Origin of the sequence: Novosphingobium sp. (assembly GCF_965228995.1) — a bacterium.
Classification (GTDB): Bacteria; Pseudomonadota; Alphaproteobacteria; order Sphingomonadales; family Sphingomonadaceae; genus Novosphingobium.
In genome coordinates this window covers 892,187-908,322 of sequence record NZ_OZ245852.1, presented here as the reverse complement: position 1 = coordinate 908,322, position 16,136 = coordinate 892,187, and the positions used below count along the sequence as shown (strand labels likewise).

Below are 16,136 nucleotides of genomic sequence, written 5' to 3'. Positions count from 1 at the left end.
GACAAGGATTAGTTTCAGGCAATGGCACGAAAATTTTTCGGCACCGATGGCATCCGGGGCCGGACCAACGCCGGGGTCATGACGGCTGCAACCGCGATGAAAGTGGGCCAGGCGGCCGGCACCTATTTCCTGCGCGGCGATCACCGCCACCGCGTGGTGATCGGCAAGGATACGCGCCTTTCGGGCTACATGCTGGAAAACGCGATGACCGCGGGCTTCACCAGCGTCGGCATGGATGTCGTGCTGCTGGGGCCAATGCCCACCCCGGCGGTCGCGCTGCTCACGCGTGAGATGCGCGCCGATGTCGGCGTGATGATTTCGGCCAGCCACAACCCGTTCGAGGACAACGGGATCAAGCTGTTTGGCCCCGATGGCTTTAAGCTTTCCGACGAGGACGAGCTCGCGATCGAGGCGATGCTCGAGCAGGATCTGCCGCTCGCCGATGCCAATGACGTGGGCCGCGCCCGCCGCATCGAGGATGCGCGGGGCCGCTACATCCACGCCGTCAAGGGCTCGCTGCCTCACAACGTGCGGCTCGATGGCCTGCGCATCGTCGTCGATTGCGCCAATGGCGCGGCCTACCATGTCGCGCCGTCTGCGCTGTGGGAGCTCGGCGCCGAAGTGATCGCGATCGGGGTCGAGCCCAATGGCAAGAACATCAACGCCGGCGTCGGCTCGACGCATCTCGATGCGCTGAAGGCCCGCGTGCGCGAAGTGCGCGCCGATATAGGCATTGCACTCGATGGCGATGCGGACCGGCTGATCGTGGTCGACGAGAAGGGCCAGACGGTCGATGGCGACCAGATCATGGCGCTGATCGGCGGGCGGCTCCACGAAGCTGGCGCGCTGCGCGGCGGCGGCGTCGTGGCGACCGTCATGTCGAACCTCGGCCTTGAGCGGTATCTGAATAGCCTCGGGCTCGATCTGGTCCGCGCCTCGGTCGGTGATCGCTACGTGCTCGAGAAGATGCGCGAGGGCGGCTACAATGTCGGCGGCGAGCAATCGGGCCACATGATCCTGACCGACCACGGCACGACCGGCGATGGCACCGTCGCGGCGCTTCAGGTCCTTGCCGCGCTGGTCGCCTCGGGCAAACCCGCGAGCGAGACGCTGCATCTGTTCGATCCGGTCCCGCAGCTTCTCAAGAACGTGCGCTTTGCCGGCGGCAAGCCGCTCGAGGCCGAAAGCGTCAAGGCCGCAATCGCCGCTGCCGAAGCGCAGCTGGCGGGGCGTGGCCGCCTCGTCATCCGCCCCTCGGGCACCGAGCCGGTAATCCGCGTGATGGCCGAAGGCGACGATGCGCGCGAAGTGGCGCAAGTCGTCGATGCGATCTGCGATGCGGTGCGCAAGGCCGCCTGAGGAGAGCCTGCCATGCTGGAAATGCGCCCCGACTGCGAACGCTGCGGCACCGATCTTCCGGCAGAGGCACCGGGCGCCTTCATCTGCTCGTTCGAGTGCACCTTCTGCGCCGAATGCGCCGAAGCACTGGACGACCGCTGCCCCAATTGCGGCGGCGAACTGATGGACCGCCCCAGCCGCGCCAAGGCGCTGCATGCGAAGTTTCCGCCTTCGAGCGAGCGGAAATTCAAAGGCTGATCCGCAAGGACCCTTCGACAAGTTCAGGGTGAGCGGTAAAGTGGGGCATGACACAAACATCCGCTCGTGCTGAGCTTGTCGAAGCACGCAAACCGCCCCGCGTGCTGTCCATTGCCGGTTCGGATTCGGGCGGCGGCGCGGGTATTCAGGCCGATATCAAGACGATCACGATGCTCGGCGGCTATGCCATGACCGCCGTGACCGCTCTGACCGCGCAGGACACGACCGGAGTCCATAGGGTCGAGGCTGCCAGCCCCGCGATGGTCGCCGCGCAGATCGATGCCTGCGTGAGCGATCTCGGTGTCGATGCCGTAAAAATCGGCATGCTCGGTTCGCCCGAGATTGCCGCTGTCGTGGCGGAGCGGCTGGAGCGGCTCTCCGTCCCGATCGTGTTCGATCCGGTGATGATCGCCACCAGCGGCGCGGCGCTGGCGGATGCTGCTACCATTGCCGCGTTCGAACGGCTGATGGCGCTCGCCACCCTGACCACGCCCAATGTGCCCGAACTCGCAGCGCTCGGCGGCGAGGCAGGCTTGCGCGCACGCGGAATTGCGTGGCTGGCCAAGGGCGGCGATGCCGAAGGGCCCGAAGTGACCGACCGGCTGGCCGTGCCGGGCGAGGCAGAGGTAGTCTGGACCGCATCGCGCATCGAAACGCGCCACACCCACGGTACCGGCTGCACGCTCTCGAGCGCCATTGCGACGCATCTCGCGCGCGGGCTCTCGCTTGCCGATGCTGTGACCGAGGCCCGCGATTTCGTGCGCGCCGCATTGCTGGCGGCACCGGGATTCGGCGCGGGCAGCGGCCCGCTGGGGCACCATGCAGTGCGGTGATCAGCGGCCGGAGACTTTCTCAAGAACGGGGTAAAACACAGCGAAATTCACCGCCAGCAGCACCAGAATGATCAACGGCATGCTGATCTGAACCCATGGTCTGCGCACGAGCAGCGCGACGACAGCAGGTGGTAGCATGGCACCAACTAGCAGATTTTGCCGCGCGGCGTTTTCAATAGAATACGCCAAGCTCTCCAGATAGTTGACCGCCATGGCAGCGATCACCAAAATGGGGATTACGCCGATATAGGTAACGCTTTCGCGTTCATGGAATGCCCGCATGTCATAGCTTTCACCTTCCTCGAAGTCCGGACTGACCAGCGCGCATTGAAAATACATGAGGATGGAAAAACCGAGGCCGATTGCAATCGTCGGCAGCGGCAACTTCTCGACATTATGCAGGTCGTAGCCCCCAATCCAGTTGCCCATGAGGTTCGCGAGCGCCACCAGCATCCACAGGAAGTGGGGCCACGAAAATATCAGCGAGCGCCGATGCCGCAGCATCCGGGTCATGGCGAAAAGCAGGTGGGTGAGACCAATGGTATAGATAAACGAAATGAACAGGATCATGTATTCAAACGGACCCATCCCGCTTTCCCCCTTTGCGTTGCGTCCCGCTCAGTCGAAGTCCAGCCCGTAGAACGCGGTGATATGCCCCCAGGCCTCTTCCGCCGTCTCCACGATGTGGAACAGGTCAAGGTCCTTCGCGCTGATCACGCCTTCCTCGGCCAGCGCTTCGAAGTTCACCACGCGGTTCCAGAAATCACCCCCGAACAGCAGGATCGGGATCGGCTGCATCTTGCCGGTCTGGACCAGCGTCAGCAGCTCGAACAGTTCGTCGAACGTACCGAAGCCGCCCGGAAAGGCCGCAACCGCCCGCGCGCGCAGCAGGAAGTGCATCTTGCGCAGCGCGAAGTAGTGGAACTGGAACGACAGGTGCGGCGTGACATAGGCATTGGGCGTATGCTCGTGCCGCAGCGTGATGTTGAGCCCGATCGATTCCGCGCCGACATCTGCCGCGCCGCGATTGGCAGCTTCCATGATCGAGGGGCCGCCGCCCGAGCAGATCACGAAGTGGCGCTTGCCATCCTCCACCACCGCGCTGCGGCTGGCGATTTGCGCAAGCTTGCGGGCTTCCTCGTAATAGCGCGCCTTGGCGATCAGCCTTTCGGCGACCTTCTGCTTCTCCGGCGTCGCCGCCGCCGCACGGACCGCCTCCACTTCCTCGGGCGCTGGAATCCGCGCCGAGCCATACATCACGAGAGTGGAGCCGATCGCCGCCTCGTCGAGCAGCATCTCGGGCTTGAGCAGCTCGAGCTGAAAGCGCACCGGGCGCAGTTCCTCGCGCAGCAGGAAGTCGATATCGCGGAAAGCCAGCCGGTACGCGGGATCCTGCTGCTGCGGCGTGACGTATTCGTGCGATTCGACAAAGCTGGCTTCCTGCTCGGCCTTGTAGAATTTGCGGCGGCCCAGCTCGTGGGCGATTTCTTCTTCGGTCATATCGCCAGCATGTCGCAAGGGCTGCGCCAAATCGCAATGAAAGATGCCTCCGGTTCAGTGATTGCCGCGATAAACTGAGCCAGTCTTCCGGCCGCGATCACCTCAGCTTGCGCCGGGCTGTGGAGGCGCGGCTTCCCACTGGAATTTTTTTGCGGCACCCCGGAAGGAAATCGTCGGAGCCGGACTCTAAGTGGCATAATTGAAAGAAACTCCGAAGCTTATGGAGGATGGGACGAGACCGGATTTGCGAGCTGAGCTCGAACGCCGCCGCGCACTTGCGCAGTGGGTGGCGCGCGAGATCATGCCGCACGAACCCCGCATTCGCGCGTGGTTCCTGAAGCGGCGCATCGCCCACGATGTGGTGGATGAGCTGGTTCAGGACGCTTACTGCCGCGTGGTGATGCTGGAGACGGTCGATCACATCGAGTGCGCGCACGCCTACTTTTTCTCGATCTGTCGCAACCTCCTCGCGCGGAGGCTCAAACGGCAACAGATCGCCCCATTCGACGCGATCAGCGAGATCGAGAGTTACCGTGATACTGGTACGCCAACGCCCGAAGAGCAGGTTGCAACACGCATGGCGTCCGAACGGGTGCGCGCGCTGCTGGCAGAGTTGCCCGAACGCTGCCGGCGCATCGTCGAACTGCGCAAGATCGAGGGCTGGTCGCAGCGCGAAATCGCTGCGCACTTCGGGATCACCGAAAAGGCCGTCGAAAAGCAGGTCTGGGTTGGCGTCCGCGCCATTCGCAGCGGCTGGGCTGCCATTGAACGCGAACCCGAAGCGACCGGCGACAGCCGGCGGGTGGTGTAACGATGGCGTCGGATAGAACCAGATCAGCGGATCATGATGCGGCAGCGGAGTGGGTTGCGCGCATGGATTCGGGCAACTGGAGCGAGGCCGACGAGGCCGCGCTGCAAGCCTGGCTGGCCGCCGATCCACGCCGCCACGGCCTGCTCCTGCAGACGCAGGCGGCTTGGCTGCTGCCCGATGCCCTGCACGAGCCGGAGTCCGTTGAAGCGCCTCCACCCGCAAACGACACCCGCGGCAAATGGATGCGGCGCGGCGTACTGGGCGGCATGGTCGCGGCGAGCGCGGCGGCTCTGGTCACCTTGCGCGTCGGCTTCTCGCGCGATGCCGAATTCGTGACGCGGGTCGGCGAGATCAGGCGGGTCCCGCTTGACGACGGTTCGATCATGACGATCAATTCGGGCTCCGAAATCAAGGTCAACCTCTCCCGCCGCGCGCGCGAAATCGAACTCCTGCACGGGGAAGCCTGGTTCGACGTGGCGAAAGACGCCGAGCGGCCCTTCATCGTCGCTTCCGGCCCGGTCCGCGCAAGAGCAGTCGGCACAGCGTTTTCGGTGCGCAAGCGCGAGGAAGGCGTCGAGGTGCTGGTCACCGAAGGCGTCGTGGAAACGTGGTCCGATCAGGATGCCAGCCGGCGCCTGACTGTGGTCGCGGGCGAGCGCGCCGTGATCAGGGAACGCACGCTGGTCCACTACCGCGAGGGCGATACCACGCCGGTCGACCGGGCCCTTGCCTGGCGCAACGGCATGATCGACCTCAACGGGACAACGCTGCGCGAGGCGGCGGACGAGTTCAACCGCTACAACCAGCGGCAGATCGTCATTGCCGATCCGGAGATCGCTGGTGAGCAATTCGACGGTCTGTTCAAGCTCGATGATCCCGAGGGATTCGCCCAGACACTCAAGGTTACGCTGCCGGTCGCGATCAACACCAGCGATCCCACCACGATCCGTGTCGAGCGTGCCAGTGAAACAACCGAAGACAAATAAATTGCGCAAAGTGAAGAAGGAATTCCAACGCCCGCGTCTCTAGGGACATGCAGGTCAAGAAAGACCTGAAACGGGATGAAATCCTTTTGGGAGGGATGAGTGATGACGACCACTTTACGTGGCATTCTCTTTGCGTCAGCAAGCGTTGTAGCCGTTGCATCAATGCCGGCTGTAGCACAGGCCAACGCTGAACTGCGCCAGTTCTCAATTCCTGCCCAGTCAGCCGAATCCGCAATTGGCTTGCTTGGTCATCAGGCCAATGTCCAGATCATCGCCTCGCGCAAGCTCACGCATGCCGTGCGCACCAACGAAGTGCATGGCCGTCTGACGGTCAACGAAGCGCTTGACCGGCTGTTTGCCGGCACGGGCCTGGTCGTGCGCCAAACCGGCCCTGCCACTTTCGCCGTAGTGGGCCGCCCGATCGCCGCGCGCCAGCCAGTGAGCGGCGCCCCGGTCGCGCTCGCCGCGCAGGCCGCCGAACCCGCTCCCGCAGGGGTTGCCAGAGCAGCCGAACCTGAACCCGAACCCCAGCCCATCGTCGTGACCGGCCTGCGCGGCAGCCTTGATAACGCGCGCGGGATCAAGCGGGCCGCATCGGGCATCGTCGATGCGATCTCGACGCAGGATATTGGCAAGCTGCCGGACGCCAACCTCGCCGAATCGCTGCAGCGCATCACCGGTGTCTCGATCGACCGCTCCGGCGGCGAAGGCGCGTTCATCACCGTTCGCGGCTTCGGACCCGAGTTCAACACCGTCCTCGTCAATGGCCGGCAGATTGCCACCCCGACCGACCCGAGCCAGGCTTCGGGCCGGGCCTTCTCGTTCGACACGCTGGCCTCCGAACTGGTCTCGGGCGTCGAGGTCTACAAGTCTGCCACCGCGCGCTACCAATCGGGCGGCGTGGGCTCGACGGTGAACATCAAGATCGCCCGCCCGTTCGACTACAAGGAGCGCAAGATCTCGGCCTCGGTCGACGCCAACTACGACCGCAATTCGCGCAAGTTCGCGCCCGATGCGTCATTCCTGTTCGCGGACACCTTTGCCGACGGCAAGTTCGGAGTGCTGCTTTCGGGAACCTACCAGCACCGCTACACGTTGCTGAAGCAGGCCCAGACTGATGGCTGGCTGGTCAATCCGGCCGTCCCGGCCGGAGAAGTCAACGGCGGCAAAGGCACCGTCAGCGACAGCAATCCGGCGGGCAACATCTTCGTGCCCCAGAACTTCGACACCAAAGTCACGCGCGAGGACCGCGAGCGCATCGGCGGGACGCTGGTGCTGCAATACCGCCCCAGCGATGACGTGACCGTCACGGCCGACGCGCTCTATTCCAAGTTCACCAACAAGACCGACGCGCGCTCCTACGGGCACTGGTTCACCGCCTCGAACCTGACCGACGTGACCACCGATGCCAACGGCACGGTGACCGACATCACGCAGGCCAGCGGCGTCGCGACCGACTTTCATGACAAGAAGTTCGACAAACGGACCAACACCCGCGAATTCGGGCTCAATGTCGAATGGAAGGTCTCGCCCAACCTGACCGCCACGGTGGACGGCACCTATTCGCTGGCCAAGGAAGATCCCAACGGCGGCCGGCAGGCGTATCTCTCGCTGCTCGGCTATCTCACCGGCTCCTCGCGCTACCAGTCTGACGGTTCGATCCTGCCTTGGCAGACCGAAACGCTGCCCACTTTCGCCAATCCCGCCAGCCCCTGCGGCAGCGCGGTGACGAATTCGGGCACGCCGGGCAGCACGACGCCCGTGGGCGGCGGGGAGCCGCTTTGCCAGCACGTGATGCTGCTGCGCGGCTACGGCATCCGCGATGAAGTGGGCCAGGGCCGCGCCGATCTTGCCTACAAGGCCGATTCCGATGTGGGCCTCGTCAATGCCAACTTCGGGCTGTATTATTCGCATGACAAGAAGGACACGTCGCTCTTCTCGAACGATGGCGGCACGGGCTGCACCACGTGTGGCTACAATCTCCCTGCACCGCCGGGTGTGGCGATCAGCACCTACAATGCGGGCGACAAGTTTCTCTCAGGCATCAGCGGTTCGGACCGCCTGCCGACCCAGTGGCTGACCTTCGACGGACCCGCGCTGTTCGATGCGATCACCGCGCAGCAGCGCGTAAACAACCCGAACTTCACGTTCGCGCCGCCGCTGGTGAACGACACGATCGTGACCGAGCGCGTGCTTGGTGCCTACCTCGAGACCGAGTTCAAGGGCGAGCTTGCCGGCAACCCGATCGCGATCGTCGGCGGCGTCCGCTTCGAGGACACGCAGACCAGCATCAACGGCCTCGCCACGGCCTACACTGCGCTGGTCAAGCTCGCCAACGACCAGACACAGTACGGCTCGACCTCGTCCGGCACTACGCGGACGGTGGGCAAGGCCCATTACCTCGATATCCTGCCCAACATCGCGCTGAAGTGGCAGGTGAGCGACAAGTTCACCGTGCGCTTCGCCGCCTCGCAGACGATCACGCGGCCGACGCTGGAGCAGCTCTCGCCGGTCACCACGCTGGTCACGCTGCGGCCCGGCAACTTCGCCGCAAGCCGCGGCAACCCGGACCTCAAGCCGTTCAAATCGAACAATCTCGATATCTCGCTCGAATACTACTACGCACCCGGCAGCTACATTTCGATCGGCGGCTACCTCAAGAACGTCAACAACTTCATCGTGCTCAACCAGACGACGGGCACGGTGGCCGATGCCAACGGCGCGCCGCTGATCGACCCGGGCACGGGCCTGCCGGCGCAGTTCACCGTGACCGCACCGGTCAATGGGCAGGATGCGACGGTCAGGGGGATCGAGGCGGCCTGGCAGTATTCGATCGGCGATACCGGCTTCGGCTTCCAGCTCAACGGCACGCTGGTGGGTTCGAACCGCAAGCTCGACCCGCGCAACCTGACCAACAAGTTCGCGCTGACCGGCCTGTCCAACTCGGCCAACGCCGTTCTGTTCTACGACAAGAACGGGATCGAGGCGCGCGTTGCCTACAACTGGCGCGACAGCTTCCTCCAGTACCTCGCGCCGCCGCCGCTCAACGGCGCCGGTCAGGCGGTAACGCAGGTCAGGCCCTACTCGCAGGTCGATGCGAGCGTGACCTACCACATCACGCCGCAGTTCGCGGTCTTTGCCGAAGGGGCGAACCTGACCAACTCGCGAACATTGAAATACGCCTACTATCAGAACCAGTTCCTCTATGCGGAGGACAGCGGCAGGCGCTTCAAGTTCGGGGCGCGGGTCAACTTCTGATCGCTGTAAACAATGGGCCGGGGCGTGCATTGCGATGCGCGCCCCGATCCGCGTAGAACCTGACCGGGGACCAACCAGGCGGGGATGGGAAACAGGAAAGGCGCATGGCCGAAAACGGCGCAATTCGTTCGGTTTGCATTGTCGGTGGCGGTTCCGCCGGATGGCTGACCGCAGGGCTCATTGCCGCCCGGCACGGCCGCGATCTCTCCGTGACGCTGGTCGAAAGCGTGCGGCGCGGCATCATCGGCGTGGGCGAGGGAACCTGGCCGACGATGCGCAACACCTTGCGCAAGATCGGCATTTCCGAAACCGACTTCATGCGTGCCACCCATGCTTCGTTCAAGCAGGGGGCCAAGTTCGCCCGTTGGCGCACCGGTGCCGCAGATGATTTCTACTACCACCCGCTCGTGCTGCCCGAGGGCTTTCCCGATCTCGATCTGGCGCCCTACTGGAATGCCGAGCCGAGGCAGAGCTTCTCCGATGCGGTGTGCTTCCAGGAAGCCCTGTGCGAAGCATCACTGGCCCCGAAGCTGATCACTTCGCCAGACTATGTGGGCGTCGCCAACTATGCCTATCACCTCGACGCAGTGCGGCTGGGCGAGCTTCTCTCGCAGCATTGCACCGGCCAGCTCGGCGTGCGCCATATCGACGACGATATCATCGACGTGAAACTTACCGAGACCGGCGATGTGGCGGCCGTCGTCGGCGAGCGTCACGGCGCCATCGAGGCGGACCTGTTCGTCGATTGCACCGGCTTTGCCTCGCGGCTGCTGGGCGAAGCGCTAGGCGTACCGTTCGTCGATCGCTCCGACGTGCTCTTTGTCGACCGGGCGCTGGCGGTTCAGCTTCCCGTCGAGGAGGACAGCCCGATCGCCTCGCACACCATCTCCACCGCGCAGCGCCACGGCTGGATCTGGGACATCGGCCTGCCGACCCGGCGCGGCATCGGCTATGTCTGGTCGAGCCGTCATGCCGGGGCCGAGCGGGTCGAGGAGGAACTGGCAGCCTATGTCGGCCCCGATTTCGCCAAGCTGACCCCGCGCGAGATCACCATACGTTCGGGCCACCGCGCGCAGTTCTGGAAGAACAACGTCGTCGCAGTGGGCCTCGCCGCCGGATTTCTGGAGCCGCTCGAGGCATCCGCGCTCGTGCTGATCGAGCTTTCGGCAGACTATATCGCCACCGCAATGCCCGCGACGCGGGGCGCCATGGATTTCGTCGCGCGCCGCTTCAACACGATGACGCGCTACCGCTGGGACCGCATCATCGAGTTCCTCAAGCTGCACTATGTTCTCTCCGAGCGGGAGGACAGCGCGTTCTGGCGCGACAACCGCGATCCCGCGACGATCCCGCAGGACCTTCAGGACCAGCTCGAACTCTGGCGCGACACGCCGCCGGGCGAGCACGATTTTGCCAGCGCGCACGAGATGTTTCCCGCCGCAAGTTACCAGTACGTGCTTTATGGCATGGGGTTCCGCACCCGCCCGCACACAGGCCGGCTCGCTGATGTCGACGCGGCGCAGGACGCCTTCGACCGCACCGCCGCGCTCAAGCGCAAGCTGACCGCCGCGATGCCCACCAACCGCGCCTTGCTCGACCGGCTCGCGCAGTACCGCTTCCCTTCCCTCTGAAGGCATGAAGGCCGCCATGACCATCGTCCCCCTCAATCGCGCCGTGCATGCCGGGCTGCGCATCGATCCCGCCCGCGCGGCAGAAAGCGCGGCGGCGGTCCACCTCGTCCCGCTCGTCGCGGACGAGATCCGCCAGGTTGCCGGCCAGTTTCCCGTGTTCCTCGCCAAGGATGGCGAAACCGGCCAGTTCTATCCCGCCGCACTGATGGGGCTCGAACCGCAGGAGAACCTGTTCTGGAACGGCGCGGCGCTCGAGGCCGATGTCCTGCCGCTCAACTTGCTGCGCCTGCCCTTCTTCGTGTTCGGCGATGGCGCCGAGGCGGCAATCGGCATCGATGAGGCAAGCCCCGCGATCGCGCCGGAAGGGCCCTGCGCGATCGTCGACGGCGATGGCGGCGAGACCGACTATTTCCGCTCGGTGCAGGCGATTCTCGGGCGCTTGCTGCAAGGCCGCGAAGCAACCCGCCGGCTGGTCGATCTGATGCTGGAAGCCAGGGTGGTGCGCGAGATCAAGCTCGACCTTGCCTTCCACGACGGCAGCACCAGCGTGCTCACCGGGCTCTACGGCGTCGATGAAGTCGCGCTCGGCCGCGCTCGGGATCGGGTCACTGCGTTTGAGGACCTGATGGTCCTTGCCGCGATGGCGCTCTCGCTGGACCGGGTCGCGGCGCTGGTGCGGCGCAAGAACGCCCGGATCGACGCGCAATCGGCCTGGTTCACACCGGGCAGCTGAGCGCTTGGACGCGCAGCCGGTCATCGCTCTGGGCCGCGAAGGCGTGCCCATCCGGATCGCGGACGAAGCGCATCCGGAACCAGCCGCGCTGGTCGAAGCCGCACGATCTGCGCATTTCCTGCGCAGCGAAGATGATCTCTATCCCGGTATGCGCGCGCCCGCCCCCGAGCGCTGGAAAGCATGGCTCGCCGGCGCGCTTGCCGTCTGGCCGCAGCTTTCCGGCGCGGCGATCCTGCGCGCCGACTATGCGATAGCCAGCCAGGATCCCGCCACGCTCTCCCCGGTGCAGCGGATCCCCCATTTCGACACGACCGATCCCGCCGTCCTCGCGGTCATCCACTATCTGTGCGACGCGCCGCACCGCGGCACCAGCTTCCACCGCCATCGCCGCACCGGATTCGAACAGATAACCCCTCCCCGCGCGCCGCTGTGGCGTCAGGCGCTGGTTGCAGATTCCGCGCGCTATGGCCTGCCCGGCAGCCGGTATCATCAGGACGATACCGCGACCTTCGAACGCATCGGCACAGCCGCGCTTCGCTTCAATCGTCTGGTGGTCTATCCCGCCAATTGCCTGCATTGCGGAGACATCGCCGAAACCTGGGCGCGCGGCGACCGGCTGACAATCACAGCGCTGATCAAGGTATGCGCCGCCTGAAACACCGCGCCTGAGGCGGCCGCAGCTCACGCCCAGGGGGCAGGCATGCCCTGCTCTACCAAGGCGGCGGACCGGCGTCGCGGGCTTGTTTTCTTGGCGGAAATCTGGATGCCCCGCGAGGACTATGACCTTCTTCCGCAAGCTTCCGAATGCTTCCATACAGACTCTGATTTTCCTAGTTTTTTTAGAGATCTCTGAGGATATCTTTCGCAGACCTGCGTTGACTTCCACCGACTTTCGTCACAAAATGTGGGGAAAGAAGTGGGGAAGCTATGGGCCAGCTCACGGTGATGCAAGTCAGGAATGCGAAGCCGAGCGTCGGCCCGGACGGTAAGCGCCGCAAGCGCGTGCTTGTGGACGGTGCTGGCCTGCTCCTGATCGTTGCGCCGACTGGTGCGCGCAATTGGGTCCTTCGCATCAAGAACGGCCAGCGCCGGCGCGATATCGGGCTTGGTGCGGCCGACATCGATGGCGCAGGTCGCAACGCATTGGGAGGCAATGGTAGCCAGCCGGATGAAACGCCCCTGATGCTGCGCCGGATCCTTTCACTTGCAGAGGCGCGCGAGAAAGCAGCCGCACTTCGAAAGCTAGCAAAAGCTGGCGGCGATCCGATCGCAGAACGCGATCGCGAGCGACGCGCAACCCCTTCATTCGCGGTCGCCGTCACCGAGGCGCACGCGGCGCTAAAGTCGGGCTGGTCGGATCGCACGGCCAAGGCGTTTCTTGCGTCGTTGGAGGAACATGCGGTGCCCAGGCTCGGCACCGCCAAGGTCGACGTCATTGGCAGCGCGGACGTGATCGCCGCCTTGGCACCGATCTGGACGACCAAACCTGTAATGGCCCGCAAAGTGCGCAGCCGCATCGGCCAGGTGCTGGCCTTCGCAAAGGCACGCGGCTGGCGGCGGGACGCCCTGCCGGACGCACGGGAACTGCGCTCTGGTCTCGCAAAGCAGGAGCAGAGCAAGAACTTCGCCGCCATGCCGTTCATACAGATTCCCGCCTTCTTCACGGATGAGCTCGGCAAGGACGCCACGGCCAGCCGATTCGCCGTGCTGTTTGCAATCCTTACAGCCGCCAGATCCGGCGAGGTGCGCAACGCAACATGGGCACAGATCGATCTCGAGGCGCGAACATGGACCCGGCCAGCCTCCATGATGAAGATGGCCAAGGGCCATGTCGTCACCCTTTCGGATGCGGCCGTCGCGCTGCTGAAACAATGGAAGCCGGACGAGGCTCTGCGGGATGGTCTGATCTTCCCCGGTCTGAAAGGTAACCCGCTCTCGGATATGTCGCTCACCAAGGCGCTGCGGACGGCTGGGCGGAATGAAACGGTGCACGGCTTCCGCTCTGCCTTCCGCGACTTCGCCGCAGAGCGCTGTCCGACAATCCCCGCCATGGTCGCCGAGATGGCACTCGCGCACAAGGTTGGCACCACGACTGAGCAAGCCTACCTCCGCAGCGACCTGCGCGACCTGCGCCGCTCGTTGATGGACGCCTGGGGCCGATTTGCCGCGCCCTCACTGTCGAGCGTCGCGCCGAACGTGACAGCAATCAGGAAGACGGAGGCGAGATAGGTTTTTAGCGGGCATTGATCCCGATGGAAGCTGGCCAACCTGAAAAATTGGGCGAAGCGGCCGCACGGTAAAGCAAGTCACCAGATCTGCCCACTTACGGGCCCCAAAAGGCCCAGGATTCCGCCGTTTCCTGTCCAAGACCATGCACACTGCGCAGCGCGGCAGGCCCTGAAGTCACTCTACCTGAGTTGCAACATACAGCAAAAACAAGCTAAAACCTCAGTGTTTTCATATTCTTAAGTCGGGCGACAAGTCGCGTAGGGTGTGCCTGAATCTCTTCCTATTTTGTGCGCGTTGTATTCGAGAAATCCCGCCCTTTTCTCTCGGAGACATGGGCCTCAATCCCGCAGGATACCTAGCCCATCAGGCGCCTGAGGGGAAGCCACGCCGGTTCCCGCTCTGCGCTAATGTTCCGCTCCGCGGAAACAAACGGCCGCTTGGGAGGCACCATCTCCGGCAGATCGCAGCCCGCCGGACTATTGCGATCCCGCAGCCATCAACCGCTGTTTCACCGGTCGGCGGCTGCGCGGGCACAGCGTGCTGGCGGCACCGGGGAAGCCGAGCGCGGCAAATCGGCCCAGTGCCGGAAGGACGGATCGCGGCGGAGCAACCATCCTTCCGGCCACCAACAAGTGCGCCGCATAGTCAACTGCGGCTACGCGGCGGCGTATACCAGATCGGTGAGGACCAGGCGCGCTGCTGGATCGTGGGGGCGACTTCCTTGGGCAGTGGCAGGCCGAACTCGATCGCGCGCAAGGTGGACCAGCGCGGGGTCGGGATTTCGAGCACGCGGACGTAGTAGACTGCCGCCTGATCGGCCTTGAACGTCGGGTCGGTCCAGACGGTACTGAGTTCGCCCGCGCCGATCGAGTTGTCCCACTTGCCGGTCTTGAGATCGACCGTGCTGCCCACGGCGGGCAGCTTGCCGGTGGCGGGATCGATCTTGCGGCTGCCCGACCAGACGATATCGAAGATCTTCTCGGCCTGCTTGCCGCCATCAAGGTAGACCTTGACCACCTGCACCCGGTCAAGATTGCCGCTGAGCGGGTCCTTCACCGCCTGCACGGCAAAGCGCGCAGCCTTGCCTGCGGCACCTAGCGAGAGATCGCCGCCCATCGGCACACCGATTTTGTAGGCCTGATGGACCCAGCCCGGTTTGGCGACGAAGCTGGAGGCAAAATCCCAGCCGCCGAAGAAGCGCAGTTTGATACGGCTGCCAGTGGTCCCAAAGGTCTCCTTGCGCCGGAACGCATTGTAGATCGCCTCGCGGGTGTTCGCTTCGGCCCACACGCCCGTCAGCGTGCCGGGGCTGAGGATCACCGGGTTGAGCCCCGAGACGGCACCGGTTGGTGAGGCAGGGTTGAGCGCGCTGGGGGCCTGTCCGAGCGCCGCGGGTGCGGTGGCCTTGGTCAGCTTGCCGCCGCCGAGATTGGGCGTCGCGATGCCGCCGTATTCCTGCGCGGTGCTGACCTGCAAGCCGGAGTGCAGATCGCTCGAGGCGCTGGCGCCATCCTTATAGGGGTTCACGCCAAGCTTGGCCTGCAGCACGAGCCCGCGCCCGAGCGCGTCGCGCCAGTAGGAGCCACCGGGCTTGCTCGATGTGTTCCCGATAAGCAGTTTGTCGAAGATCTCGTAGTTGGCAAACTCATCGTTGGCCGAGAGAGCCGGGTGCGTTTCCGAGGTGCCCTTGTTCTGCGAGATTTCGGACAAGGGCTCATTGGTCGCGCGAAGCTGCGCATAGGCCTCGTCGATCGGCTTGCCATCGAGCGACGTCCAGTCATACATCAGCCCGTTCGAGGCATTACCATTGTGCGGAATGGCGAGCGCTTCGTAGCCCTGTGCCCGGATTTTCGACAGCCATGTCCACAGGTCCTTGGGGTCCTTGGAATCGATCGAGGTGAAGGGCGCAGGCGCGGTATTGCCTTTGAAGATCACGTTGCGGTGCAGGTTCTGCCCGCCCGGCATCGACGTCCATTCATAGGCGAGGAACGTGGTGAACTTGCCCGGCTGGTTGTTTGCGTTGGCGGTGTCGATCTCGCGCTGCCAGGTCGAGGCGGAGACTTTGGCCGCCTCCGCGCCAAGGCTGACGCCACCCGTGATCAGCCCGACGATCTTGAGGAAGTTGGTATAGCCGCCCTGCCGCGCCAGCTTGCCGAGTTCGGAAAGCGAGAAGGCACTGTTCGGGTCATCAAGCTGGTTGAATACGCCGAGGTTTTCGGAGTGATCGGTCACTGCCTGGAAATCGAGTGGGAAGGCGCGCTTGATCGGTTGGCCGAGGTAGTCGATCGTCTCGCCAGCAGAGAAACGATAGGCATCCTCGGGCGTCGTGCGCGTACCCATGAGCACATAGGCGTCGAACGAGTTGGTCGTGTGCAGGTGGAGGTCGCCGTAGAACGCTTCCTTGTCCGCGAACGTCGGCACGCCAGCGGGGGGCGCCGTGGCTGCCTGGACCGGTTCGGCGGCAGAGGCGGCACCGAAGCCGATGATCACGTGATAGGCGAGCGGGGCGGCGATTGCGGCGCCGATCAGCCACTTGTTGCGCTTGGTCATGGGAAGTGT

13 protein-coding genes are annotated in these 16,136 nt (G+C 64.4%); 10 read left to right on the top strand and 3 right to left on the bottom strand.

What is annotated here, in order from left to right:
• Positions 1–21 precede the first annotated feature (21 nt).
• From glmM to thiD, 3 genes are read left to right on the top strand one after another with little or no spacing between them, the layout of a single operon-like run.
• Positions 22–1,359, top strand: a complete 1,338-nt coding sequence (gene glmM, locus ACO056_RS04175; RefSeq protein ID WP_421852256.1) for a phosphoglucosamine mutase — start codon at positions 22–24, stop codon at positions 1,357–1,359.
• Between the two features lie 12 nt (positions 1,360–1,371).
• On the top strand, positions 1,372–1,596 hold the full coding sequence (locus tag ACO056_RS04170) for a DUF1272 domain-containing protein (protein ID WP_421852253.1): 225 nt from the start codon (positions 1,372–1,374) through the stop codon (positions 1,594–1,596).
• A 47-nt stretch (positions 1,597–1,643) separates the two neighbouring features.
• Positions 1,644–2,429 (top strand): bifunctional hydroxymethylpyrimidine kinase/phosphomethylpyrimidine kinase, encoded by a 786-nt coding sequence (thiD, locus tag ACO056_RS04165; protein WP_421852250.1) that lies wholly within the window; start codon positions 1,644–1,646, stop codon positions 2,427–2,429.
• On the opposite strand, the gene ACO056_RS04160 is transcribed toward thiD, so the two are convergent.
• Positions 2,430–3,017, bottom strand: a complete 588-nt coding sequence (locus ACO056_RS04160) for a hypothetical protein (RefSeq protein WP_421852247.1) — start codon at positions 3,015–3,017, stop codon at positions 2,430–2,432.
• 30 nt (positions 3,018–3,047) lie between these two features.
• Positions 3,048–3,929, bottom strand: a complete 882-nt coding sequence (locus tag ACO056_RS04155) for a TIGR00730 family Rossman fold protein (protein ID WP_421852244.1) — start codon at positions 3,927–3,929, stop codon at positions 3,048–3,050.
• A gap of 286 nt (positions 3,930–4,215) precedes the next feature.
• Between ACO056_RS04155 and ACO056_RS04150 the strand changes: the two genes are divergently transcribed.
• The 7 genes from ACO056_RS04150 to ACO056_RS04120 all read left to right on the top strand — a co-directional run bounded on the left by ACO056_RS04150 (position 4,216) and on the right by ACO056_RS04120 (position 13,577).
• Entirely contained in the window at positions 4,216–4,740 is a 525-nt protein-coding gene (locus ACO056_RS04150) for an RNA polymerase sigma factor (protein ID WP_421852241.1), read from the top strand.
• Between the two features lie 2 nt (positions 4,741–4,742).
• The gene (locus ACO056_RS04145; protein ID WP_421852238.1) at positions 4,743–5,726 is read left to right on the top strand and encodes a FecR family protein; all 984 of its coding nucleotides are present in this window, start codon (positions 4,743–4,745) and stop codon (positions 5,724–5,726) included.
• Between the two features lie 162 nt (positions 5,727–5,888).
• The gene (locus tag ACO056_RS04140) at positions 5,889–8,984 is read left to right on the top strand and encodes a TonB-dependent receptor (protein ID WP_421852235.1); all 3,096 of its coding nucleotides are present in this window, start codon (positions 5,889–5,891) and stop codon (positions 8,982–8,984) included.
• Between the two features lie 104 nt (positions 8,985–9,088).
• The gene (locus tag ACO056_RS04135; RefSeq protein WP_421852232.1) at positions 9,089–10,615 is read left to right on the top strand and encodes a tryptophan halogenase family protein; all 1,527 of its coding nucleotides are present in this window, start codon (positions 9,089–9,091) and stop codon (positions 10,613–10,615) included.
• Between the two features lie 16 nt (positions 10,616–10,631).
• Positions 10,632–11,348: a SapC family protein gene (locus ACO056_RS04130; protein WP_421852229.1), complete on the top strand. Its 717-nt coding sequence runs from the start codon at positions 10,632–10,634 to the stop codon at positions 11,346–11,348.
• Positions 11,349–11,352: 4 nt separating this feature from the next.
• On the top strand, positions 11,353–12,003 hold the full coding sequence (locus tag ACO056_RS04125; RefSeq protein WP_421852226.1) for a DUF6445 family protein: 651 nt from the start codon (positions 11,353–11,355) through the stop codon (positions 12,001–12,003).
• A gap of 272 nt (positions 12,004–12,275) precedes the next feature.
• Positions 12,276–13,577 (top strand): tyrosine-type recombinase/integrase, encoded by a 1,302-nt coding sequence (locus ACO056_RS04120; RefSeq protein WP_421852223.1) that lies wholly within the window; start codon positions 12,276–12,278, stop codon positions 13,575–13,577.
• 645 nt (positions 13,578–14,222) lie between these two features.
• Here the strand turns inward: ACO056_RS04120 and ACO056_RS04115 are convergent.
• Positions 14,223–16,127: a DUF3604 domain-containing protein gene (locus ACO056_RS04115; RefSeq protein WP_421852220.1), complete on the bottom strand. Its 1,905-nt coding sequence runs from the start codon at positions 16,125–16,127 to the stop codon at positions 14,223–14,225.
• Between the last annotated feature and the right edge of the window lie 9 nt (positions 16,128–16,136).

What these genes read in the sequence shown, in the direction of transcription:
- ACO056_RS04140 (WP_421852235.1), top strand. Translation starts at nt 5,889, where the DNA reads ATGCCGGCTGTAGCACAGGCCAACGCTGAACTGCGCCAGTTCTCAATT.
- ACO056_RS04120 (WP_421852223.1), top strand. Translation starts at nt 12,276, where the DNA reads ATGGGCCAGCTCACGGTGATGCAAGTCAGGAATGCGAAGCCGAGCGTC.
- ACO056_RS04155 (WP_421852244.1), bottom strand. Translation starts at nt 3,929, where the DNA reads ATGACCGAAGAAGAAATCGCCCACGAGCTGGGCCGCCGCAAATTCTAC.
- thiD (WP_421852250.1), top strand. Translation starts at nt 1,644, where the DNA reads ATGACACAAACATCCGCTCGTGCTGAGCTTGTCGAAGCACGCAAACCG.
- glmM (WP_421852256.1), top strand. Translation starts at nt 22, where the DNA reads ATGGCACGAAAATTTTTCGGCACCGATGGCATCCGGGGCCGGACCAAC.
- ACO056_RS04145 (WP_421852238.1), top strand. Translation starts at nt 4,743, where the DNA reads ATGGCGTCGGATAGAACCAGATCAGCGGATCATGATGCGGCAGCGGAG.
- ACO056_RS04130 (WP_421852229.1), top strand. Translation starts at nt 10,632, where the DNA reads ATGACCATCGTCCCCCTCAATCGCGCCGTGCATGCCGGGCTGCGCATC.
- ACO056_RS04170 (WP_421852253.1), top strand. Translation starts at nt 1,372, where the DNA reads ATGCTGGAAATGCGCCCCGACTGCGAACGCTGCGGCACCGATCTTCCG.
- ACO056_RS04115 (WP_421852220.1), bottom strand. Translation starts at nt 16,127, where the DNA reads ATGACCAAGCGCAACAAGTGGCTGATCGGCGCCGCAATCGCCGCCCCG.
- ACO056_RS04160 (WP_421852247.1), bottom strand. Translation starts at nt 3,017, where the DNA reads ATGGGTCCGTTTGAATACATGATCCTGTTCATTTCGTTTATCTATACC.
- ACO056_RS04135 (WP_421852232.1), top strand. Translation starts at nt 9,089, where the DNA reads ATGGCCGAAAACGGCGCAATTCGTTCGGTTTGCATTGTCGGTGGCGGT.